This window comes from Nitrosopumilus oxyclinae (assembly GCF_013407165.1).
GTDB lineage: Archaea > Thermoproteota > Nitrososphaeria > Nitrososphaerales > Nitrosopumilaceae > Nitrosopumilus > Nitrosopumilus oxyclinae.
In genome coordinates this window covers 1009366-1027894 of record NZ_CP026994.1, presented here as the reverse complement: position 1 = coordinate 1027894, position 18529 = coordinate 1009366, and the positions used below count along the sequence as shown (strand labels likewise).

At 33.4% G+C, this 18529-nt stretch carries 21 protein-coding genes and 1 tRNA gene; 7 read left to right on the top strand and 15 right to left on the bottom strand.

Annotated features, from left to right (window positions below):
- Positions 1-2: 2 nt before the first annotated feature.
- From C5F49_RS06165 to C5F49_RS06135, 7 genes are all read right to left on the bottom strand, one after another.
- Complete coding sequence (locus C5F49_RS06165; protein ID WP_179362131.1) at positions 3-1589, bottom strand: elongator complex protein 3; 1587 nt, start codon at positions 1587-1589, stop codon at positions 3-5.
- A 56-nt stretch (positions 1590-1645) separates the two neighbouring features.
- A complete protein-coding gene (locus C5F49_RS06160; protein ID WP_179362130.1) occupies positions 1646-2305 on the bottom strand; it encodes a DUF6659 family protein in 660 nt (219 codons plus the stop codon).
- Between the two features lie 39 nt (positions 2306-2344).
- Entirely contained in the window at positions 2345-3595 is a 1251-nt protein-coding gene (locus tag C5F49_RS06155) for a cation:proton antiporter (protein ID WP_179362129.1), read from the bottom strand.
- 100 nt (positions 3596-3695) lie between these two features.
- On the bottom strand, positions 3696-3914 hold the full coding sequence (locus tag C5F49_RS06150) for a hypothetical protein (protein ID WP_179362128.1): 219 nt from the start codon (positions 3912-3914) through the stop codon (positions 3696-3698).
- A gap of 64 nt (positions 3915-3978) precedes the next feature.
- Complete coding sequence (gene purM / locus C5F49_RS06145; RefSeq protein WP_179362127.1) at positions 3979-5001, bottom strand: phosphoribosylformylglycinamidine cyclo-ligase; 1023 nt, start codon at positions 4999-5001, stop codon at positions 3979-3981.
- A 49-nt stretch (positions 5002-5050) separates the two neighbouring features.
- Positions 5051-5776 carry a proteasome assembly chaperone family protein gene (locus C5F49_RS06140; protein WP_179362126.1) on the bottom strand — a complete coding sequence of 242 codons (726 nt, stop codon included), beginning with the start codon at positions 5774-5776 and terminating at the stop codon, positions 5051-5053.
- 75 nt (positions 5777-5851) lie between these two features.
- Positions 5852-6208 carry a helix-turn-helix domain-containing protein gene (locus tag C5F49_RS06135; protein ID WP_179362125.1) on the bottom strand — a complete coding sequence of 119 codons (357 nt, stop codon included), beginning with the start codon at positions 6206-6208 and terminating at the stop codon, positions 5852-5854.
- A 181-nt stretch (positions 6209-6389) separates the two neighbouring features.
- Between C5F49_RS06135 and C5F49_RS06130 the strand changes: the two genes are divergently transcribed.
- Positions 6390-7373 (top strand): calcium/sodium antiporter, encoded by a 984-nt coding sequence (locus tag C5F49_RS06130; protein ID WP_179362124.1) that lies wholly within the window; start codon positions 6390-6392, stop codon positions 7371-7373.
- Positions 7374-7392: 19 nt separating this feature from the next.
- On the opposite strand, the gene C5F49_RS06125 is transcribed toward C5F49_RS06130, so the two are convergent.
- Genes C5F49_RS06125 through C5F49_RS06100 form a run of 6 tightly spaced genes read right to left on the bottom strand, consistent with a single transcriptional unit; the run spans position 7393 to position 14020 of the window.
- Positions 7393-8751 (bottom strand): TldD/PmbA family protein, encoded by a 1359-nt coding sequence (locus C5F49_RS06125; RefSeq protein WP_179362123.1) that lies wholly within the window; start codon positions 8749-8751, stop codon positions 7393-7395.
- A 1-nt stretch (position 8752) separates the two neighbouring features.
- Positions 8753-10009 (bottom strand): 5-amino-6-(D-ribitylamino)uracil--L-tyrosine 4-hydroxyphenyl transferase CofH, encoded by a 1257-nt coding sequence (cofH, locus tag C5F49_RS06120; protein ID WP_179362122.1) that lies wholly within the window; start codon positions 10007-10009, stop codon positions 8753-8755.
- Complete coding sequence (cofG, locus tag C5F49_RS06115) at positions 10006-11175, bottom strand: 7,8-didemethyl-8-hydroxy-5-deazariboflavin synthase subunit CofG (protein WP_179362121.1); 1170 nt, start codon at positions 11173-11175, stop codon at positions 10006-10008. The genes cofH and cofG overlap by 4 nt, the downstream gene beginning before the upstream one ends.
- Before the next feature lie 42 nt (positions 11176-11217).
- On the bottom strand, positions 11218-12351 hold the full coding sequence (locus C5F49_RS06110; protein WP_179362120.1) for a S1C family serine protease: 1134 nt from the start codon (positions 12349-12351) through the stop codon (positions 11218-11220).
- 38 nt (positions 12352-12389) lie between these two features.
- Positions 12390-13598 carry a glycosyltransferase family 2 protein gene (locus C5F49_RS06105; RefSeq protein ID WP_179362119.1) on the bottom strand — a complete coding sequence of 403 codons (1209 nt, stop codon included), beginning with the start codon at positions 13596-13598 and terminating at the stop codon, positions 12390-12392.
- Positions 13599-13603: 5 nt separating this feature from the next.
- Entirely contained in the window at positions 13604-14020 is a 417-nt protein-coding gene (locus C5F49_RS06100) for a type II toxin-antitoxin system RatA family toxin (RefSeq protein ID WP_179362118.1), read from the bottom strand.
- A 155-nt stretch (positions 14021-14175) separates the two neighbouring features.
- Here C5F49_RS06100 and C5F49_RS06095 point away from each other — a divergent pair, with 155 nt between their 5' ends.
- Together C5F49_RS06095 and C5F49_RS06090 are read left to right on the top strand one after the other, a co-directional pair.
- Positions 14176-14391 carry a hypothetical protein gene (locus C5F49_RS06095; RefSeq protein ID WP_014964802.1) on the top strand — a complete coding sequence of 72 codons (216 nt, stop codon included), beginning with the start codon at positions 14176-14178 and terminating at the stop codon, positions 14389-14391.
- A 40-nt stretch (positions 14392-14431) separates the two neighbouring features.
- On the top strand, positions 14432-14761 hold the full coding sequence (locus C5F49_RS06090; RefSeq protein WP_179362117.1) for a tRNA-binding protein: 330 nt from the start codon (positions 14432-14434) through the stop codon (positions 14759-14761).
- A 62-nt stretch (positions 14762-14823) separates the two neighbouring features.
- On the opposite strand, the gene C5F49_RS06085 is transcribed toward C5F49_RS06090, so the two are convergent.
- Positions 14824-15384, bottom strand: coding sequence for a TATA-box-binding protein (locus tag C5F49_RS06085; protein WP_179362116.1), 561 nt, complete (start codon positions 15382-15384; stop codon positions 14824-14826).
- A 144-nt stretch (positions 15385-15528) separates the two neighbouring features.
- Between C5F49_RS06085 and C5F49_RS06080 the strand changes: the two genes are divergently transcribed.
- The gene (locus C5F49_RS06080; RefSeq protein ID WP_218841235.1) at positions 15529-16650 is read left to right on the top strand and encodes a DUF1512 domain-containing protein; all 1122 of its coding nucleotides are present in this window, start codon (positions 15529-15531) and stop codon (positions 16648-16650) included.
- Positions 16647-16829 (top strand): hypothetical protein, encoded by a 183-nt coding sequence (locus C5F49_RS06075; protein ID WP_179362115.1) that lies wholly within the window; start codon positions 16647-16649, stop codon positions 16827-16829. The genes C5F49_RS06080 and C5F49_RS06075 overlap by 4 nt, the downstream gene beginning before the upstream one ends.
- Before the next feature lie 137 nt (positions 16830-16966).
- Here the strand turns inward: C5F49_RS06075 and map are convergent, their stop codons facing one another.
- Entirely contained in the window at positions 16967-17863 is an 897-nt protein-coding gene (gene map, locus C5F49_RS06070) for a type II methionyl aminopeptidase (protein WP_179362114.1), read from the bottom strand.
- Between the two features lie 72 nt (positions 17864-17935).
- Here map and C5F49_RS06065 point away from each other — a divergent pair.
- Together C5F49_RS06065 and C5F49_RS06060 are read left to right on the top strand one after the other, a co-directional pair.
- Positions 17936-18012 (top strand) — tRNA-Pro (locus C5F49_RS06065).
- Between the two features lie 139 nt (positions 18013-18151).
- A complete protein-coding gene (locus C5F49_RS06060) occupies positions 18152-18397 on the top strand; it encodes a hypothetical protein (protein WP_246275298.1) in 246 nt (81 codons plus the stop codon).
- Positions 18398-18529 lie beyond the last annotated feature (132 nt).

Sequence of the window (18529 nt, the reverse complement as noted above, 5' to 3'; positions counted from 1 at the left end):
CTCTAATTCAATGTCTTGGACATGTATGGCCCATATAACGAATACCCTAGTTTTTGATAATATTCTCTTGTACCTACTGCGCTAATCACTAGAAGTTTTTTAGCATCAAATTCTTCTTTAGATATTTTTTCAGCTTCCTTCATCAAATTTTTTCCTAAACCTGAATGTTGGATTTCATCATCTTCTTTTTCACCTAGTTTCAATGATTTCCCATAAACGTGAATTTCTCTTACTATGCAAGTATCTTGATTAATTTCATCTCTATGTGCATCAATGCTGGGTTTTCGCAATCTCAAAAATCCATAAATTGATTCATTTTTGTCCTCATATGACAAGAATACTTCTTTTCCTCCGGATGAATCATAATTAATTCTGTTTAGTTTTATTTCTCCTCCGTTTGTTTTTTTGTCAGTTAATCCTGCTTCTCTACATCTGATACATTTGCAAGAAAGTCCTTGTTTTGCAAGATTTTGATGTACGATTTGCCTTAAATTTCCTGATTTTGGTCCTGCAATAATCTCACCTGGAGTTATTTCTCTTTGGATTCTCATAATTCTCACCCACTTTGGGACATTTTTTTTAGCCTCTGTTAGCACTTTGATCATATCTTCATCTGAATATGGTGTGTATTTCCCTTGCTTGTATTCTTCGTATAATGGGGTATTTTCAATAACTAGTGATGGATAAATTTTCAACATATCTGGACGCAATTGTGGGTCTGAAAATAATTTTTTAAAATCCGCAATGTCTTCTTCTGGTTTCATTGTAGGAAGTCCTGGCATCATATGTGCAACTAGTTTGTAACCTGCATCTTTTGAAATTTGAAATGATTCTACCACATCATTGTAATCGTGTCCTCTGTTTACTATTTTGTAAACTCTTTCTTGTAATGACTGAACTCCAATTTCAACTCTTGTGATTCCATAACTTAACATTAAATCCACATGTTCTTTTTTGCAGTAATCTGGTTTTGTCTCAATTGTAAATCCTACGTTTCTTATTGATGCATGTTCATTGTTTGATTTTGCTTCCTCCAAATCTTTTGAATCTGTCCCGTTTAATGCATCATAACATGATTTGATGAAATCTTTCTGATAATCTTTTGGCATGAATAGAAATGTCCCTCCTACGATCACTACTTCCATTTTAGATGGGTCGTGTCCAAATGCAATTAATTTTTCAATCTTTGAAGTGATTTGTAATTTAGGATCAAACTCATTTTCAATTGCATTTAATGATGATGGTTCTTTTCCTGTATAGCTATTTGGGGAATTAAATTCAATTCCGCCTGGACAATACGTGCATCTTCCATGAGGGCATGCATATGGTTTTGGCATTAATGCCACTACTGATACGCCTGATGCTGTTTTAGCTGGTTTTCTAATCAACATTTTTTTTAGTTTATCGAAATCTGATTCCTTTGCCATTGATAATATTTCATAATTTTTTGGAATTCTACTTAGTGCATATTTGGTGCAAATTTTTATAATTTCTTCTTTTACTTGTTTTTTGCTTGGCTCTTGAATTGTTAGAAGATTCTGAGTAATTTCATCACATGCTTTGGATGTGATGGGGTCAAGCTTGTTCATGAATGATCTTTTTAATTTGGACATAAATTCGTTAAATAATTTGGTATTTTTGATATCTATTTACGCCTAGTTGTATTTCTTTTAACAGCCTTTCTAGCTGGTTTTCTCTTTACTACCTTTTTCTTTGCTGCACTCTTTCTAGCTGGTTTTCTCTTTACTACCTTTTTCTTTGCTGCACTCTTTCTAGCTGGTTTTCTCTTTACTACCTTTTTCTTTGCTGCACTCTTTCTAGCTGGTTTTCTCTTTACTCCTTTCTTTTTTGCTCTTTGCATGGTTTTGCCAATTTTGTTTTTTTCCATCTTCTTTAATTCCGCTATTTCTGTCTGAATTTTTTTAATTTCTTCTTTAATCCCACTTTTAGAATCTAATGCAGAATGAACGAAATTTACTATTTTACAATGATCTACATTTGGTTCTGTTCTGATCAAAAATAATTCATTTGAATTTATTGGGATGCTAATCATTGACACTTTCTCAAAATCTGTAATTGATGCCTTTTCAAGTCCAATTTTATATGCTAAATTTGTATTTAGATCTCTTTTTTGTAATGCATAATGCATTGACATTTTTGCTTCATCTTCCCCGAATATTTTTTCTATGTTTTCCTTATATCCTCCTGCAACTAATTCCCCTTTACTGTTTGCTACTGCTGCAAATCTTATCTTACCATCTAGTTTCAATACTTGTTTTGATAATTCATCATAATTTACAGTCAACTTGTTTTCTCTTTTAATTTCTCATGATATATTTGTAGTTTATTTTGAATTCCCTTCTATTTTCATTTCTGAATTTCCTTCTCCTCCACTTTTCTGTTCTTTTCGGTATTCCATTTTTAGCCATATTGGTGTGATGATTGTCGTAACTGCAACCATGATTACGATGGTGGAATATACTTCTGATGTGAGAATTCCTGCTGTAACTCCTACTCCTGCAACAATTAATCCTACTTCGCCTCTTGAAATCATCCCAATTCCAACTCTCATCCCTTGTTGTCTATTTTTCAAAAATAACATTGCAGGTAATCCACATCCGAATAATTTTGTTACAACTGCCACTATAATTACAACTCCACTGATTAGTAAAATTTCAAAATTAACTGCCCTTAGGTCTACTTGTGCACCAATGATTGCAAAGAAGAGTGGTGCAAAAATTAATCCTATCTTTCCGATATAATTTTCTATTTTGTCAAATACTTTGGTAGTTGATAATGCCATTCCTACTGCAAATGCTCCTACAATAGGTGATAGCCCTATTGAACCTGCAAGTGCTGCCGCCCCAAAGAACGACGCAGTTGCAATTCCTTCCACACTGCCTTTTGCTTTCCATAGTCTTGGTGTGATGACTTTTGGTATGATAACTACTGCTACAATTAGCATTATTGCAAAGAATCCTAATACTTGAAGAATTGTAATTACTACTTCTGTAATGTCGATATTGTCTATTCCTCCATCTGAACCTGCAATTGATGATACTACTGATAATACTGCAATTGCTAAAATATCATCTACGACTGCTGCCCCTATGATTAGTCTAGCTTCTGGAGTTTTTATTTTACCGAACTCACTTAACACTTGAATTGATATTGCAATACTTGTTGCAGTAAGTGCTGTTGCAATTAACATTGATTGTAATGCGTCAAATCCAAACATTTGGAATACTGCGAGACCTGCAAAGAATGGTACTACCACTCCTAATGTTCCGACTGTAAATGATGCCTTTCCTCCTTTGAGAAATTCTTTTGGTGTCATTTCTAACCCTGCCATAAACAAGATTACAATTGCACCCATCTCTCCAAGAATTTTAATTTCATCGTTGATGTGAAGTAATTGTCTTCCATCAACTACGAAAAATGCCCCTAATGCAAATGGTCCTACTATCATTCCAGCTAGTAATTCACCTAAAACAATTGGAAGTTTTAATCTGAGGAAAAGCTCTGCCATTAATTTGGCTGCAAACAGAAGTATTCCTACACCAATTATTGTTTCAATGAATTGAGCCTCGGCCATCTCTCTATATTCTTAAAAAATCTGTCATATAAGGTATATTTTATTGAAAATTACTTTATCTTTGTAGAACCATGCTTTTCTATATTGATCTTTTAAAGATCTATTTTTCTTCTTTAAGCAATGTTTCAATTATTTCGGTATTAGTGCTAATCCAAGTTTTCAGATATGCTGAAAATAAATTCTCTAATTCGTCCATTGGTAATCCCTTGAATCTAGGATCTGCCTGTAGATCTATAAATTGTTCATGAAGTTGTTCTAGTGTTGCCTTTTGTTCTTTGTTTAATGCTTCTAATTTTTCAACTACTTCCATTACGGCCATATTTTTTTCAGGCTTTCTTAAAACTTAAAACTATTGATGGATTTCTGAATCTTTTAAATTCAACTTAGGTAATTTTTGTAGAATTTACAAAAACACCTTTCTTGGAAATGATCTGTCCAATTTCCTGACTTGAAATTTTATGCTTTTTGAATATTGATTTAATTTTTGTTGCCTGATCCTTTGGTGCAACTACACAAAATCCTACTCCCATGTTGAATGTTTTGTACATTTCTTCTGGTTTCACTCCTTGCTCTTCTATCAATCCCATGATTGGAGGTATTTTTGGCAGTGCATCTATTTGATATCCTATATTTTTGAGACGTAATAGTTTGGTAAATGCCCCGCCTGTAATATGTGCAAATCCATTAACTTTACATTTTTTGTTTATTTCTAGAACTGGATTTGTATAAATTTCAGTTGGTTTTAGTAATGCATCGCCGATAACCCCCACTCCTTTGACTTTGTCTTTAACTGAATATTTTGTTAATAGTGCTTTTCTTGCAAGTGAGTATCCGTTTGAATGAATCCCTGAACTATTTACACCGATAATCACATCCCCTGCTTTGATTTTGTTTCCAAGCACCATCTCTTTTTTCTCCAATAATCCTACTACCATTCCTGCTAGATCAAATGCAAATCCATTACCTTCGATGACGTCTGGCATAATTGCTGTTTCTCCTCCGACAATTGGCATTGCAGATTTTTTAGCACCTGTTACTAGTCCTTCTACAATTTTTTTGAATATTGTTACATCATTTTTGTTTGCAGCAATATAATCTACAAATGAAATTGGTGTTGCACCAATACAGATTATATCATTAACGTTCATTGCAACACAATCGATTCCTATCGTGTTGTATTTTTTCATCATGTTTGCAATTACAACTTTAGTTCCAACACCGTCTGTATGTGTCGCCAATAATTTTCCACCTGGAATTTCTACAATTCCTGCATAATGGCCAAACCCGTGCGTCATCTTTGCTTTTTTCTGAAGTTTATGAGTTGATGAAATTAGTTTGCCGATGGCTTTTTGACTTTGTTTAATTTTAGAAATATCTACTCCTGCTTTTTTGTAAGTTAGAGCCATAGTTTGTTGCGCTTTTGCTGTGAATAAAAGAATTTGCCCTTTGTTTCGATCACATGTACATGCCGGATATTTCTTCTCTATGCTCTGCATATTTCTGAGATAATTCGCTAAACTCTGAATGGATTCTGTCTTTTTGTTTTTGAAGTTCTGTTGTATCTATATTCATGTCATAAAATCGATTTAATGCTTCAATTAGAGTTGCTGCTGCTGCTGAATCTGGTGCCTCTTTGTTTGCTTTTGCCAATAGGGTTAGCCCCTGAATTTTTCTAACTAGGCACTCATTTAGTATGCCTCCTGGGATTCCTGTGATGAATCCTTGTGGGATCATACTGATATCCTTATCTGCCATTGTTCTTACTAGATCTTCTTCTGCTGCACAGTATGCTTTATCATCGTGCTCTGTACTTGCAACTCCATCTAAAATTACAATTTCTTTTGAGCCTTTTTCTTCTGCCCAATCTAAAATCGATGATACCAGTGTGAATAGCCCTTGCATCCTTAGTGTAATTTCACAAATAATTGCACAAACAGTTCCTTCCTTATTTGCATAAAATCGAAAAGGATGACGTAATCTGCCTCTCATGAATACAGTTGATGGTGGTAGATATTTTGATCTCATTACTGCAATTTCTTCCATTTTTAATTCTGTGATGATATGGTTAATTGCTACAGGCCCAACTAGACCTGCTCCTACAAATCCTGCAAAAATTATTGGACTTTTTAATTCTATTTGCTTTTTTTCAAAAACTTCAGCTTCTGGAAACTCTTTTTGCACTGCTTACGTCGATTTGTTCTGATTAATTACCTTTGTCAATAAGTAGATTGTATGAGAAAATAAAAAAATAAAGGATTAAGCCACGTAGTTGTTCTTTTGAATAAAGAGTTGTAACATGGTTCGTCCCTTATCTGTAATTGTATAGATCACATTTGCTCCCACGGCTTCCTTGCTGATAAATTCATAATCTACACATAGGTGTAAATAATTTAGAAATGATTTTTTCATTCTAATTTTTGATTTTGAATACAAATCAGAGAATGTCATAGGGTTTCCTTTTAGTTGGTATAGCAATTTCAATAAAGATAATGTGCTGTAATCTTTTGTTCTTGCTTTTACTGCATCTAAAACTTGTTCATCTCTATGTATGATAAAGTCCTCGAATTGATCTGCCACTTCTAGTGGTACATATGTTAGTCTTGCTCGCATCATACCGTATAGTACGGTACATTACTTTATTAGTCTTTAACTTGATCTTTGTTGATCTTCCCAGCTGGTTTTTTTACACCTGATCGTGCCTAGATCTGTGTGATTTGGAATTAGCTTGAATTGTTTGATTTGTGAAATTATGATGTATCACCTGATTTAAACAACCAAAATCTAAAATCAATTTGTGGAAATTGCAATAAGTGCTATACTGACTATTGTTGGTTTAGTTATGCTATGCTTCGGTGGTAACTGGCTAGTAAGTGGGGGTGTTGCAATTGCAAGAAAATTCCGTACCAGTAATTTGATAATTGGAATGACAATAGTTGCATATGGTACATCTACTCCTGAACTTGCAGCAAGTATTGCAGCTGCTGGCGAACACAGTGCAATTATTTTGGGAAATATTGTAGGTAGTAACATTGCAAATGTTGGTATGGTGATTGGTCTATCTGCAATAATTATTCCACTTGCTGTAAGCAAATCAATTTTAAGAAAAGAAATCCCAATCATGCTTGGTGTTTCATTACTTTTAATTTTAATTTCAATTGATGGAGAAATTTCTCAATATGATGGTGTTTTATTACTTGCCGGTTTGGGTGTATTTGCTTATTATACATTTAAAGATGCAATGAAACAAAGAGCAGAAAACAAAGAAGAAACTAACCAAGAAATTAAACAAGAAACTAACCAAGAAATTAAACAAGAAATCAAACAAGGTGCAAACAATGTTTATCTAAAATCTGCAGGATTAATTGCAATTGGAGTGGTTCTCTTGTATGTTGGTGCGCTATTAACTGTTGACAATGCTGTGATTTTAGCTAAAGAATTTGGATTGTCTGAGAAGGTTATAGGTTTGACTGTGATTGCAATTGGAACTTCTCTTCCAGAATTAATCACATCAATTATTGCAATTAGAAAAGGTCATGCAGACATTGGTGTTGGAAATATTATTGGAAGTAACATTTACAATATTTTGATGATTATGGGAGTTGGTGCTGCACTTGGAGGTGTAATGGTTGGTGCTGATGTTTATGTTGATTATGCAATTATGATTATTTTCAGTCTATCTTTATTGATTGCTTTGAAAACTGGAATTATTGGTAGGGCAATGGGTATTGCTTTATCTATTGGCTATGTTGCATATCTCATAGTCACCTTTTTCAAGTAATTTGTGCCTAAATTTGAGCCTAAATGGAATTTACTGCAATGTTTTCGGCCTTTAATGAAGGAGCAATTGATGGAAGTGATGCCCATTGGATAATATTTCTTTGATTATTTCCAATGGCTGAAATATTTTTCAACATGTTTGGAAGATTGTGAATTATTCTGACTGATTTTCCTGGGCCTATAATTTTTCCATTCTCAATAATTCTAATTCCACTCCTTGCAGTACATGAAAAATCTCCTCTAATTGGATTCACTGCATATGTGTACCATAGTCTTCCTACAAGTAATCCGTGCTTTGTTTCTCTAATCATCTCTTCTTGAGAATGATCTCCTGAAACTATTTTCAGATTATGTGGAGATGATATCGGAATTGGCTCAGAACTCCTTCCCATGGGGGAGCCCGGACGTGATGCATTGCCTGTTGATTGTTTTCCTTCTTTATAACTATCAAATAAATTAGAAAATGTATTTTTGAAAATACCTTTTTCTATAAGATTCTGTTTTTGCGTTTTGGTTCCTTCATCGTCTATTGATTTTGTTCCAATCCCTTCTGGTATGTGTGGATCATCAATTAAATTAAGTTGTTCAACTGCAATTTTTTTTTCATAACTATCTGAAAAACAACTTTTCTTTTCTCTAAATGTTTTAAAATTAAAATTAGATGCAATAACAAAAGCTAATAATTCTCCTACTGAATACGGTTCAAAAATTATGGAATATGTGTCGGAATTAATTTTCTGTGGATTTATTGACTCTATACACATTGTCTTTGCATCTTTGCCTATCTGCTGTGGTGAAAAATTTGATAATGTTCTACCACATGAATGTCCTATTCCTGATACTGGCGTCTCTCCATGTTCTGATTCTGCATTAATTATTCCTGAAATGTATGTGGATTTATCGATAAAATCAAGTCCATGGGAATTCATCAATTGATATTTTTCAGATACTATGTGGAGTGATCCTGTAATCGTATCTACTTTATCATTATTTGCAGAATTAATCATATTTTGTGCGATATCCGTGCATTCAGTACCTGAAATCTGATCTAGTTTTGTATCAAATGTTCCCTCTAATTGAATATGATATGCTTTATCTGGCAGTCCTTCCCAAAATTCCCTTGATTTGAGATTTGATGTTACTCTCAAGGCTTTCTGCATTGTATGTTCTATGTCTTCTTCATTTGTTGTCTGCATGGACGCAATTTTTTTATCATGAATTAGTCTAATTCCAAAACTCTTATCAAAATTCTGTTTAATCTCAACAATTTCTGAATCTGTAATTCTGATTGTAGTAATTTTTTTCTTTACTAAAGTAACATCACATTCATCAATTTTTAATTTTTTTGAATGACTGAGTGCCTTTTCTAAGGCTGACAAATTATTGTTTCCTTGGATTTTTATAATTATATTTATTTATTTTAATTAATTCTACATATGATCCAAATTGCTTGTCTGTGACATTATCTAATTTATCTTCTATCTCTTCTTCACCGTCAAATTTTTTCAGAATTTCATAATGTGTGTTTCTTTCAGCTGGAATTCTTCCAATTTCTTTTACCATTCTTCTAATTTCTTTAGGTTTTAACAATTGACCATATTCTGAACCTGCAGATGTTGAAATACTTTCGTTGATTAATGTTCCTCCAAAATCATTTGCTCCCCACATGAGTAGTAACTGTGACATTTTTTGTCCTTCTTTTACCCATGACATTTGTAAATTATCAATCGAATTATTTAACATGATTCTTGAAACTGCATGTGTGAGTAAAACATCATTTCCGCTACCTCCTTGTCTTATCCCTTCATGTAATTGGTGTTTGTACATTGGAGCTTCTGTATGTATGAAATTTAGTGGGACAAATTCTGTAAATCCTCCTGTTTCTTTTTGAATTTCTCTTAAACGCACGATATGTTTTACCCTATCTTCAAGTGTTTCCACATGTCCAAACATCATAGTTGAGGTTGTATTAATTCCCATTTTATGGGCACTTTTGATAACTGTCTCCCAATTTTCAACACTAATTCTACCTGGAGAGATTTTATCTCTTAGTTTTTGATCAAGAATTTCAGCTGATGTGCCAGGAAGTGTGTTTACCCCCGCCTCTTTCATTCTTTTTAAAAATTCTTCAATTGATACATTTGAGCGAGTTGCTCCATAGAGAATTTCTTCGGGGGAAAAACCGTGAATATGAATATCTGGAATCTCTTTTTTAATATCTCTGCAAATTTTTTCATACAAATCCCCCTCCATATCTGGTGGTAGTCCTGCCTGAATGCAAACTTCAGTCGCTCCTAACTGATATGCTTCTTTTGCTCTTCGTACAATCTCTTCGTTTGGAAGAAAATACCCTTCTTCTTCTCTGAAATCTCTACTAAATGCACAAAAACCGCATTGTTTGATACAGACATTTGTAAAATTGATATTTCTATTTACTACATATGACACTATATCCCCGACTCGTCTCTTTCTTAATTCGTCTGCAACGAGACCTACTAAATGAAAGTCAATTCCTTGCACTTTGAATAATTTTAATCCGTCATCTGCTGAAATTTCTTTTTCAGATAATGCATCGTTTAGAATTCCTGCTATTATGGGATCGGCATTTTTGAAAAGTGAATCTATGTTAGTAATCATCTCCAATATTCCTCTTTTACGAATCCTTCCTCATCTTCAATGACTGATATCTTATCTCTTAACTCTTTACTAATAAAAGAAAAATACTCTGGGTATATTGGGAATCGGCATTTTAAATCAAAGCCTGCTTTTTTCGAATAATCATCTACTTTGTTAATTTCTGGCCAAGAAAATTCGGGATTTACAAAGTCTGGAGTGAGTGGAGATATTCCTCCCCAATCATTTATTCCCACTGATAAGAAACTCTGATATGATTTTGGAGATAGATTTGGAGGAATCTGTATATTCATTTGTGGCATGATGATCCTTGATAATGCAACAACTAGTTTGAAGTATTTTTCATCAGCTGATGGTTCGTTTTTCATTCTAGTATCTGGTTTTGGCTGAAAGTTTTGTAAAATAACTTCTTGAATATTTCCATGTTTGTCGTTAAGTTGTTTAATTGCAAATAATGAATCAATAATTTCATCTATTGTTTCTCCTATGCCTACTAGAATCCCTGTAGTCATTGGTATGCCTAGTTTTCCAGAATTTTCTAAAATTGCTAATCTTGCTTTTGGTCTTTTACTTGCTGCTAAATGATGTGGCATTCCTTTTTCTGTTAATCGCTCACTGACATTTTCTAGCATTACTCCCATTGACACATTAGTTTTTTTCAATTCTTTCATCTCTTCATAATTTAGATTTCCTGCATTTGTATGTGGGAACATCCCCATTTCTAATGCCAGTTCTGATGAATGAATCAGATATTCTACAGTAGATTTGAACCCGTTTTCTTTTAACCAATCTCGAGCTTCTTGATATCTTTGCTCTGGTTGTTCCCCTGTGACAAAAAGTGCTTCCACACATCTGTATTTTTTTGCAAGTGTTAGTAATTCAGTAATCTGTTGTTTTGACATCAACGAAAGTTTTGCTTCTCCCGGTTCAGATTTGTAAGTACAATATGAACAAGTATCTTTGCATAAATTTACAATATTGAAAAATGCTTTTTTTGAAAAGGTTACAGAATTATTTTTAAATTTCTTTCTTAAATTTTGTGAGACTTGATACAAGTTATCTGGATTTGTTGTTGCCTTTTGATATATTTCGATTATTTCTTGACGGGAGGCTGGCTTATTTTCTAAAATCTGGTTTAAACTCTCTGAATCAAAGACAAGATTGTTCAACAGAAGGATTTCTTTTTAGGAAGTATTTATGCTTGTATTGATTTAATTTCCATTTGGTCTTTCATCTAGTAATATTGTGACATTTGTAGTCCTTCCATCCCTTAGAATTTCTAATACCATTTCATCACCTACTGTCTTTGCTCTTTGCAAATGAACCAAAATATCATCAATTTTTCTGACTTCTTTTCCATCAACTGCTAAAATAATATCTCCTCCTAATGGATAGTTGACTCCGTCAACTTCGATGGTTTTTTCAGAACCAATCAATCCTGCACGAAATGCTGGACTATCTTCTACCACTGTAATTACTAAGAATCCAACTGCCTCTTTTACATTCAAAACCTTCGCCATGTCTGGATCAATGTCTCTACCTGAAATTCCAATCCATGGATGTTTGTATTCTCCATCTTCAATTAATGTTGGAACAATTTTTGCAACTGTCTGTGATGGAATCGAAAACCCAACCCCTGTAAATTCTCCTGTTGTTGATTGTATTGCAGTGTTAATTCCAACTATTTCACCACGCATGTTGAGTAGTGGTCCTCCAGAATTGCCAGGATTGATTGCAGCATCTGTTTGAATTACATCTGGAATTTGATAGTTTGATTCAGTTGGAAGTAATCTGCCTAATTGACTAATAATTCCAGAAGTCATAGATCCTGATAATCCAAATGGATTACCAATTGCAGCAATCTGTTCTCCTACTTTGAGATTTGAAGAATCTCCAATGGATAATGGATGTAACAAAGCTAAATCTGCATTAACTTTGATGATGGCAATGTCTGTGTATGTATCAACTCCAATAATATCTGCGTTATATGATCTACCATCGAGAAATGTGACTACTACTTTGTTTGCATCTTTTACAACATGTGCATTTGTTATGATGTGCCCTTTCTTGTCAAAAACAAAACCTGAACCTACACCTCCTTTCACTTCTTCGGATTCCCCTCTTTGAACATTAACTCTAACTACTCCTGGTTCTGATTTTTCAAAAATTTCAATTAATGATAACTTCTTGGAAATTAATGGAGACGCTTCGGCAACTATGTTTGTATTATCATTTATGATATCTGGTTCTGCTAATTCTGGTGATGAGATAAACAGTACTGCAACAATAACTAATGTTATTGCTGCTCCTATTGCCCCACCTACAAATACTCCTGATTTGTCCATGAGATTTTTTATTTCTTACTTTCTATCTAAAAGGCTTGCTATACACTAATTGAACTTTGAGAATGATCTTTCATTGAATAACTTCTACCTCTCCATGTTACTGCAGATGTTCTTTTAGCTTGTAGCAACCCACTCAAAAATCCTAAGACTACTACTAAACTTCCTACTGGTGCAAATATTGCATATGCTAATTTTAATTTTAAACCTATTTTCACTTCAATAATTGCTCCAATGTAAATCAGAATTGAAGCGATTGCAGATGCAATACAAAGTATTTTTGCAGATATTGACTCTATTGGGAATATAGATGAAATTGTGAATATTGGAAATGGGATAAATAACAAAAATACTATTGCAAAAAATATCCCTATTGCAATTTTTCCACTCTGTAGATAGAGTGGCACCATTAGCCTCTTTAGAGCATTCCATAAAGTTCCCTTATCTCGTGCCCAAATAGCTTCGATGAGATGTTCTCCACGAACCATTTTCATTTTATATCCTGCCTCCTTGACTTTTTTCCCTAATGCTCCGTCTTCAATAATTTCTTGCTTGACTCCTTCATGAGTGCCCACTTCTTGATATGTTGTTTTTTTAAGAATAAAGAAACTCCCAAAAAAATAACCTGTCTTTTTTTCTGGATTGTTTACATTTAATGCTGAAAATCTAGTATGCAAGAATGTTGAAATCATTGGAAGTGTGATGTTTGTCCAAAAATCAAATGTTAACATTTTTGGTATTGCTGATAATGCATCCAATCCAAATGAATTCAAATGAGTTACTGCAAGTGTTATGACATTTTCTGCATGTTTTGTGTCTGCATCAGTAAAAAGTAATAATTCACCGGTTGCTTTTTTGTAACCTTCCATGCATGCCCAGTTCTTTCCCATCCATCCATCCGGTTTTGGGCTTGCAGATACTGGAATTATTTTTGGATATTTTTTTGCATATTCTGAAATTATTTCTCCTGTTTTATCTTCTGACGAATCATCAACTACAATGATTTCATAATTTTCATAGTTTTGTTTAACTAGTGAATCTAGGCATTTTTCAATGAACTCTTCTTCGTTTCTTGCTGGTAAAATTATTGAAACTTTGGGATTTGTTTTAGATGTATTTTCAAATTTATCTAAATATGGTGTTAATCTAAATGACTCAAGCATTGATTTGATAAGAAAAATCCATGCGCCACAAATTCCAATTAGAATTGCAGTTAATGTATAATTGAAAATATCTAGGATTAAATCCATGAAATCTATCTCTCGATTTCTTCTTTGATACTTTGCATGGCTTGCTTTGTACCACTTTTGATGTGTTTTTTAATCATACCTGTAAACATGCCCATCACTCCTGTTAGTTTGATATCCCAATATGTTGAAAGTATTGTTTTTTCACCTTTGACTGACAATGATACTATTTTTTCACCATCGATTATACCTTTGGTGAATCGTGCTTCAATTTTCTCTTTTGGGTAAATTTTTACTTCTTGTAAGCATTTTTGATCTCTAAACGCAATTATGACTTCTCTACTGATGGTATTACCTTCTTTTGAAATATTTCTGACTTCTTTTGTGCCCTTCCAAAACTTTGGTTCATTATCTATATCTGAAACAATATCCCACACTTTGTCTATTGAGGCATTGATTTCTACTTCAACTTGGATTGTAGCCATAGAATGAAGTCCCCTCTTCCGCATTAAATATATTAGATTCTTACAATGTTTCAAATAGACTGTGATCGGTAACATGCCTAAAATCCGGAACATTAACTCCAGTTCCAATGGCGTTTGCCATTCTTCGGTCACAGTCCCTTAAAACTTGAAAAAAAATGAAACCAACAAAATACATGCCAAAAATTGAAACTTTAGATGGTGCAGGTTTTTGGAAAAATGCATATGCTCATCAACGAGGGAAATTATTGAAAAAAGTCAATGTTCCTGAAGATCAAATTGTTGAATTAGTTAACAAAAAGTATATGGAAATTCCTGCAGCATTAAGGTATGAGATTGAAACAAGTGGGATTAACAAAAAAGATTTACAATGAAATTCGAAATTCATTTTAACGGGGAAAATTAGGTTTTATCATGTCTACGATAACTTATGATGACTTTGCAAAGTTAGACATTCGTGTTGCTAAAATTATTGCGACTGAACCAATTGAGGGTAAATCTAGGATTATCAAAGGTAGAATTGATTTGGGTGATGATGATCAACGTGATGTAATAATTGGAGGCGCACAATATTATCGACCTGAAGATATAGTTGGAAAAACTGTTATTGTAATTGCAAATCTTGAACCAAAAAAAATGGCAGGAGTTGAATCAAATGCAATGTTGTTGGCAGCTGATGTGGATGACAAACCTTTCTGGTTGACTGTGACAGAAGATGTTCCTTTAGGAAGTCCAATTAAATAATCTAAATTAGAAATTATTTTTTTAAATTAAAATTAATGAAAATTAGTTTTTGATTTGGAAAATTAATCATAAATCATTAATTCTTTTTCTTCAAGTAATGCGTGTAGATTATTTACAGAACGATACACGTCTTCTTCATGTTTAGCTCCTGTACATACAAGTTTTCCTGATGAGAATAATAAAATGACTGTCTTTGGATCTACCATTCTATGAATAAGACCTGGGAATTGTTCAGGTTCATACATACTTCGTGGTAATGTTCTTGCAGCTTGTTCCAAATGGATTTTTCCACCTAAATTGATGGATGCCACAATGTTTTGAATTGTTACTACTGCGTTTTTTTTGACCTTAATTCCTCCTTTTCGAAGATCTTGTACTACTGTTTTTACTGCTTTTTTTGCCAATTCTTCGGATTTTGAACCAGTGCACACCATTTTACCTGACGTGAAAATCAATGTTGCCGTTTTTGGAGTTTTTAATCTGAATACTAGTCCTGGAAATGAGTCTGGATGATACTCTACATCTGGAAATTTCCTAGTAATATCATTCAAGTCCATTTTTTGCATTACGTCTGCTGAAGCTACAACGTTTTCTACACTCACCATTGGTTTTGTTTGTGGCATATTCGGCTTTTTTTGTCTTTAAACTATAATAAAAGCACTCGCCATTATTCTGCTTAAAAAACACATTTTTTCATTTTCAGTTGTGTTGTGCTATTTGAAATTAGGACGAATGCTTTAATTTGGTTCTGAAAAATATTGATTCTAGTGAATTTTACAAATTTTGATTTAGATCAGTTGTTTTCGATGGGTGATGATTCAAACCCATTGTTGATGATTGTTTGGATTCTTCCGATAATTCTTTTCGTATTTTATGGACAACAAATACAGCTTTTTGTTACCTCTAGAGAAATTAAAAAAGGACTTAAAAAATTAGACAATTTCAGAGAAGAGTCTAGAACTGAATTAATTAATTATGTTAAAAATAATTTAAAAGTAAAAAATGACCCTGTAAAAAAAATTGATAAATTTTTAGAATATTTTACAATCATGCCAGTTGATATGGATCCTAATGGAATTGTTGACAAAGTCCATCACACAGTTAGGTCTAGAGAAGATTACACTAGATCTCATGTAAAATCTCTGTCACCTGAAATGAATGATATTGAATTAAATAAAATCCAAACCTTACTTGAAATTGCATCTTCACTACAAATGATTTACAAAATAGTTAATCACATGTTCTTGACTGCCAAAAAACAAAATAATTATCCTTTAATTTTACCCCTTCAAATGCTTCTGCCCTTCATTATGGAGCAAGCAGAGGCTATGATAGAGGCAATCCCTGCATTCAAATCTGATCAGCCTGTTGGTGATGGAATTGGTCCGATGGTTGTTGGAAAAATGATGTTGGAACATGAAAAAGAAACTATTGCATTTCAAACATCTCTTTCAAAAATTGATTTTGAAGATAGAAAATTGTTTCTTTTAAAAGCTGAAGGTCCTGCTTCTACAGTTGGCAGACCTGCAGACGGGCTAGAAAAAATTATGTCTGAAAATAAAATTGATGCAATAATAATGATTGATGCTGCATTGAAAATGGAAGGTGAGGATTCTGCATCTATTGCTCAAGGCTTTGGTGCTGCTATTGGAGGAATTGGTACAGAACGATTTCAAATTGAAGCCGTTGCAACAACAAACAATGTTCCGATATTTTCAATTGTAGTCAAACAATCAGTTAAAGAAGCCATCACTTTGATGACCGAAGACATTGCTGATACTGCAGAAATTGTTCGATTACAATTAAATGAAATGATCCTTGAAAATACTAAATCTGGTCAATCTGTTGTAATAATTGGTGTTGGAAATACATCTGGAGTTCCCCAATGATTTTCTCCAAGAAAAAAATTACAACGGAATATACTGTAGAGCAATGCACCAAATGTGGTACCTTGACTAAAAGAAAATTCAATCATGGTGATGTCTTGTTTGCTACCCTCTTAAAATGTGCCTCTTGTGATGGACACACTAGAATTGAGAAAATTTTTGGTGAAACAGTAGAACAATAATTTCTTGATTACTCTGTTTTGTATTTCACATTACAAGAAGGACAAAACCATGTTGCCGCTTCTCCTTGTTCTCTAAACATAAATCCGCCACATTTTGGGCATGCTCTGACTTCTTCACTCATGCCTTCATGATTTTTTTATTCAGCCTTTGTAGTTACTGTAACTCCATTCTCATTAGGAATGAATGTGTGTTCTGCTTGTGCTACTCTTTGTTCATTAACTTCAATTAGTATAGGGTACGCTTGAACTGCTTTTTTCTTTATCAAAAAATCTAATAGTTCACGTGCTTCTTTTTCTTCCCATTCTTTTGTTAGCCATCTTAGGGCAAATGGCAACATGTTGCAATTCTCCCAAATGAAGTCAAGTAGTTTGTCTGCTTCAACATTTTTGGTTTTCTTTCTTGAATTTAATGCAAAAATATTTTTTATATTTCCATTTCTAACAAATCCGCCTGCTTGCTCTGTTGTCACAAATGGTTCACATGCATAAGCCGTATTTTCTGAAAGTGAAAATCCTCCAATTGACCAAATATTTGGAATTGATTTCCCTGCATGTATTGTATATTGATCCAATGAGTGACCACTAAGATTTGCAATTGGTTTGAAACCCATTTTTTTAATTGTTGTTTCAATGGTTCGTCCAATGTCACTTGCCTTTACTCCTGTTTTTATCATGGACATTGCATTTCCTAATGCTTCTTCAGCTGCTTGAACTAATCCGTCAAATTGTGCATCATAGCAAACAGTTACTGCTGTATCTGCAATGTAACCGTCAATTTGTGCACCAAGATCAATTTTTACTAAATCTGTGTCTTTGATTGTAATTGGATCATTTGGTTCTGCAGTATAGTGAGCTGCAATTTCATTAATACTTGCATTTACTGGAAATGCACATTTAGCACCTCTTTTTTTAATTTCATTTTCCACTTCTTCACAAATTTCAAAAACTGTTTTACCTACCCAGTCTTTTACTCTCACCATCTCTCTTACTTCAGCTGCAATTTTACCTGCCTTGATGTATTGCTCTGTTTGCACGATATCGATCCTGAATTTACCTTTAAAATGATTATCTGTGAAGCTTAAATTGGGCAATTTTCTGGTTTTACTGGGATCGTGGTCTAGCTTGGTATGATTCTGCGTTTGGGACGCAGAGGTCGCGAATTCAAATTTCGCCGATCCCACCATCATCATCTTATTATCAAATCATATTCATATCCAATTGCCGAGCAATGAGGAAGAGTTAGAGTATTGATTGAAAATGAATTAAACTAATTGAGTCTGAGCTCCGGCACGTTTTTATCAATTCTTGAGTTTTTTGTTTTAATGAAATTTGAGCGACGTGATATAGTTTTGATTATTGGAATTTTTCTTATTGTTCTTGGCATTACTCAATACATCCCATTTCATTATTCTGCATTGATAGGAGTTGGGTTTTATTTTGCAATCAAATTGTATGTTGAAAAGAGACGAAAATCGATTGAAAATAGTGTTGGAGATGGAATTTGTATGGAATGTGGCTCAAAAATTATTCAAACAAAATGCCCTAATTGTGACTATTCTAAAGAATAATTCCTACGCATGCCTTAAAACCAAAAAATCAGGTTAATTTTTGATGGCATTAAGATATCTGACTTTAACAACAAGCTCAACTTTTCCTCAATTCCATTCTAAAATGAGTCTTTTAGTCAATCAAATTAGGAA

Bases quoted from the DNA above. Each gene is read 5' to 3' on its own strand.
- C5F49_RS06165 (WP_179362131.1), bottom strand. From the start codon at position 1,589: ATGAACAAGCTTGACCCCATCACATCCAAAGCATGTGATGAAATTACT.
- C5F49_RS06155 (WP_179362129.1), bottom strand. From the start codon at position 3,595: ATGGCCGAGGCTCAATTCATTGAAACAATAATTGGTGTAGGAATACTT.
- C5F49_RS06150 (WP_179362128.1), bottom strand. From the start codon at position 3,914: ATGGCCGTAATGGAAGTAGTTGAAAAATTAGAAGCATTAAACAAAGAA.
- purM (WP_179362127.1), bottom strand. From the start codon at position 5,001: ATGGCTCTAACTTACAAAAAAGCAGGAGTAGATATTTCTAAAATTAAA.
- C5F49_RS06135 (WP_179362125.1), bottom strand. From the start codon at position 6,208: ATGATGCGAGCAAGACTAACATATGTACCACTAGAAGTGGCAGATCAA.
- cofH (WP_179362122.1), bottom strand. From the start codon at position 10,009: ATGATTACTAACATAGATTCACTTTTCAAAAATGCCGATCCCATAATA.
- C5F49_RS06110 (WP_179362120.1), bottom strand. From the start codon at position 12,351: ATGGACAAATCAGGAGTATTTGTAGGTGGGGCAATAGGAGCAGCAATA.
- C5F49_RS06105 (WP_179362119.1), bottom strand. From the start codon at position 13,598: ATGGATTTAATCCTAGATATTTTCAATTATACATTAACTGCAATTCTA.
- C5F49_RS06100 (WP_179362118.1), bottom strand. From the start codon at position 14,020: ATGGCTACAATCCAAGTTGAAGTAGAAATCAATGCCTCAATAGACAAA.
- C5F49_RS06095 (WP_014964802.1), top strand. From the start codon at position 14,176: ATGAAACCAACAAAATACATGCCAAAAATTGAAACTTTAGATGGTGCA.
- C5F49_RS06090 (WP_179362117.1), top strand. From the start codon at position 14,432: ATGTCTACGATAACTTATGATGACTTTGCAAAGTTAGACATTCGTGTT.
- C5F49_RS06085 (WP_179362116.1), bottom strand. From the start codon at position 15,384: ATGCCACAAACAAAACCAATGGTGAGTGTAGAAAACGTTGTAGCTTCA.
- C5F49_RS06075 (WP_179362115.1), top strand. From the start codon at position 16,647: ATGATTTTCTCCAAGAAAAAAATTACAACGGAATATACTGTAGAGCAA.
- C5F49_RS06060 (WP_246275298.1), top strand. From the start codon at position 18,152: ATGAAATTTGAGCGACGTGATATAGTTTTGATTATTGGAATTTTTCTT.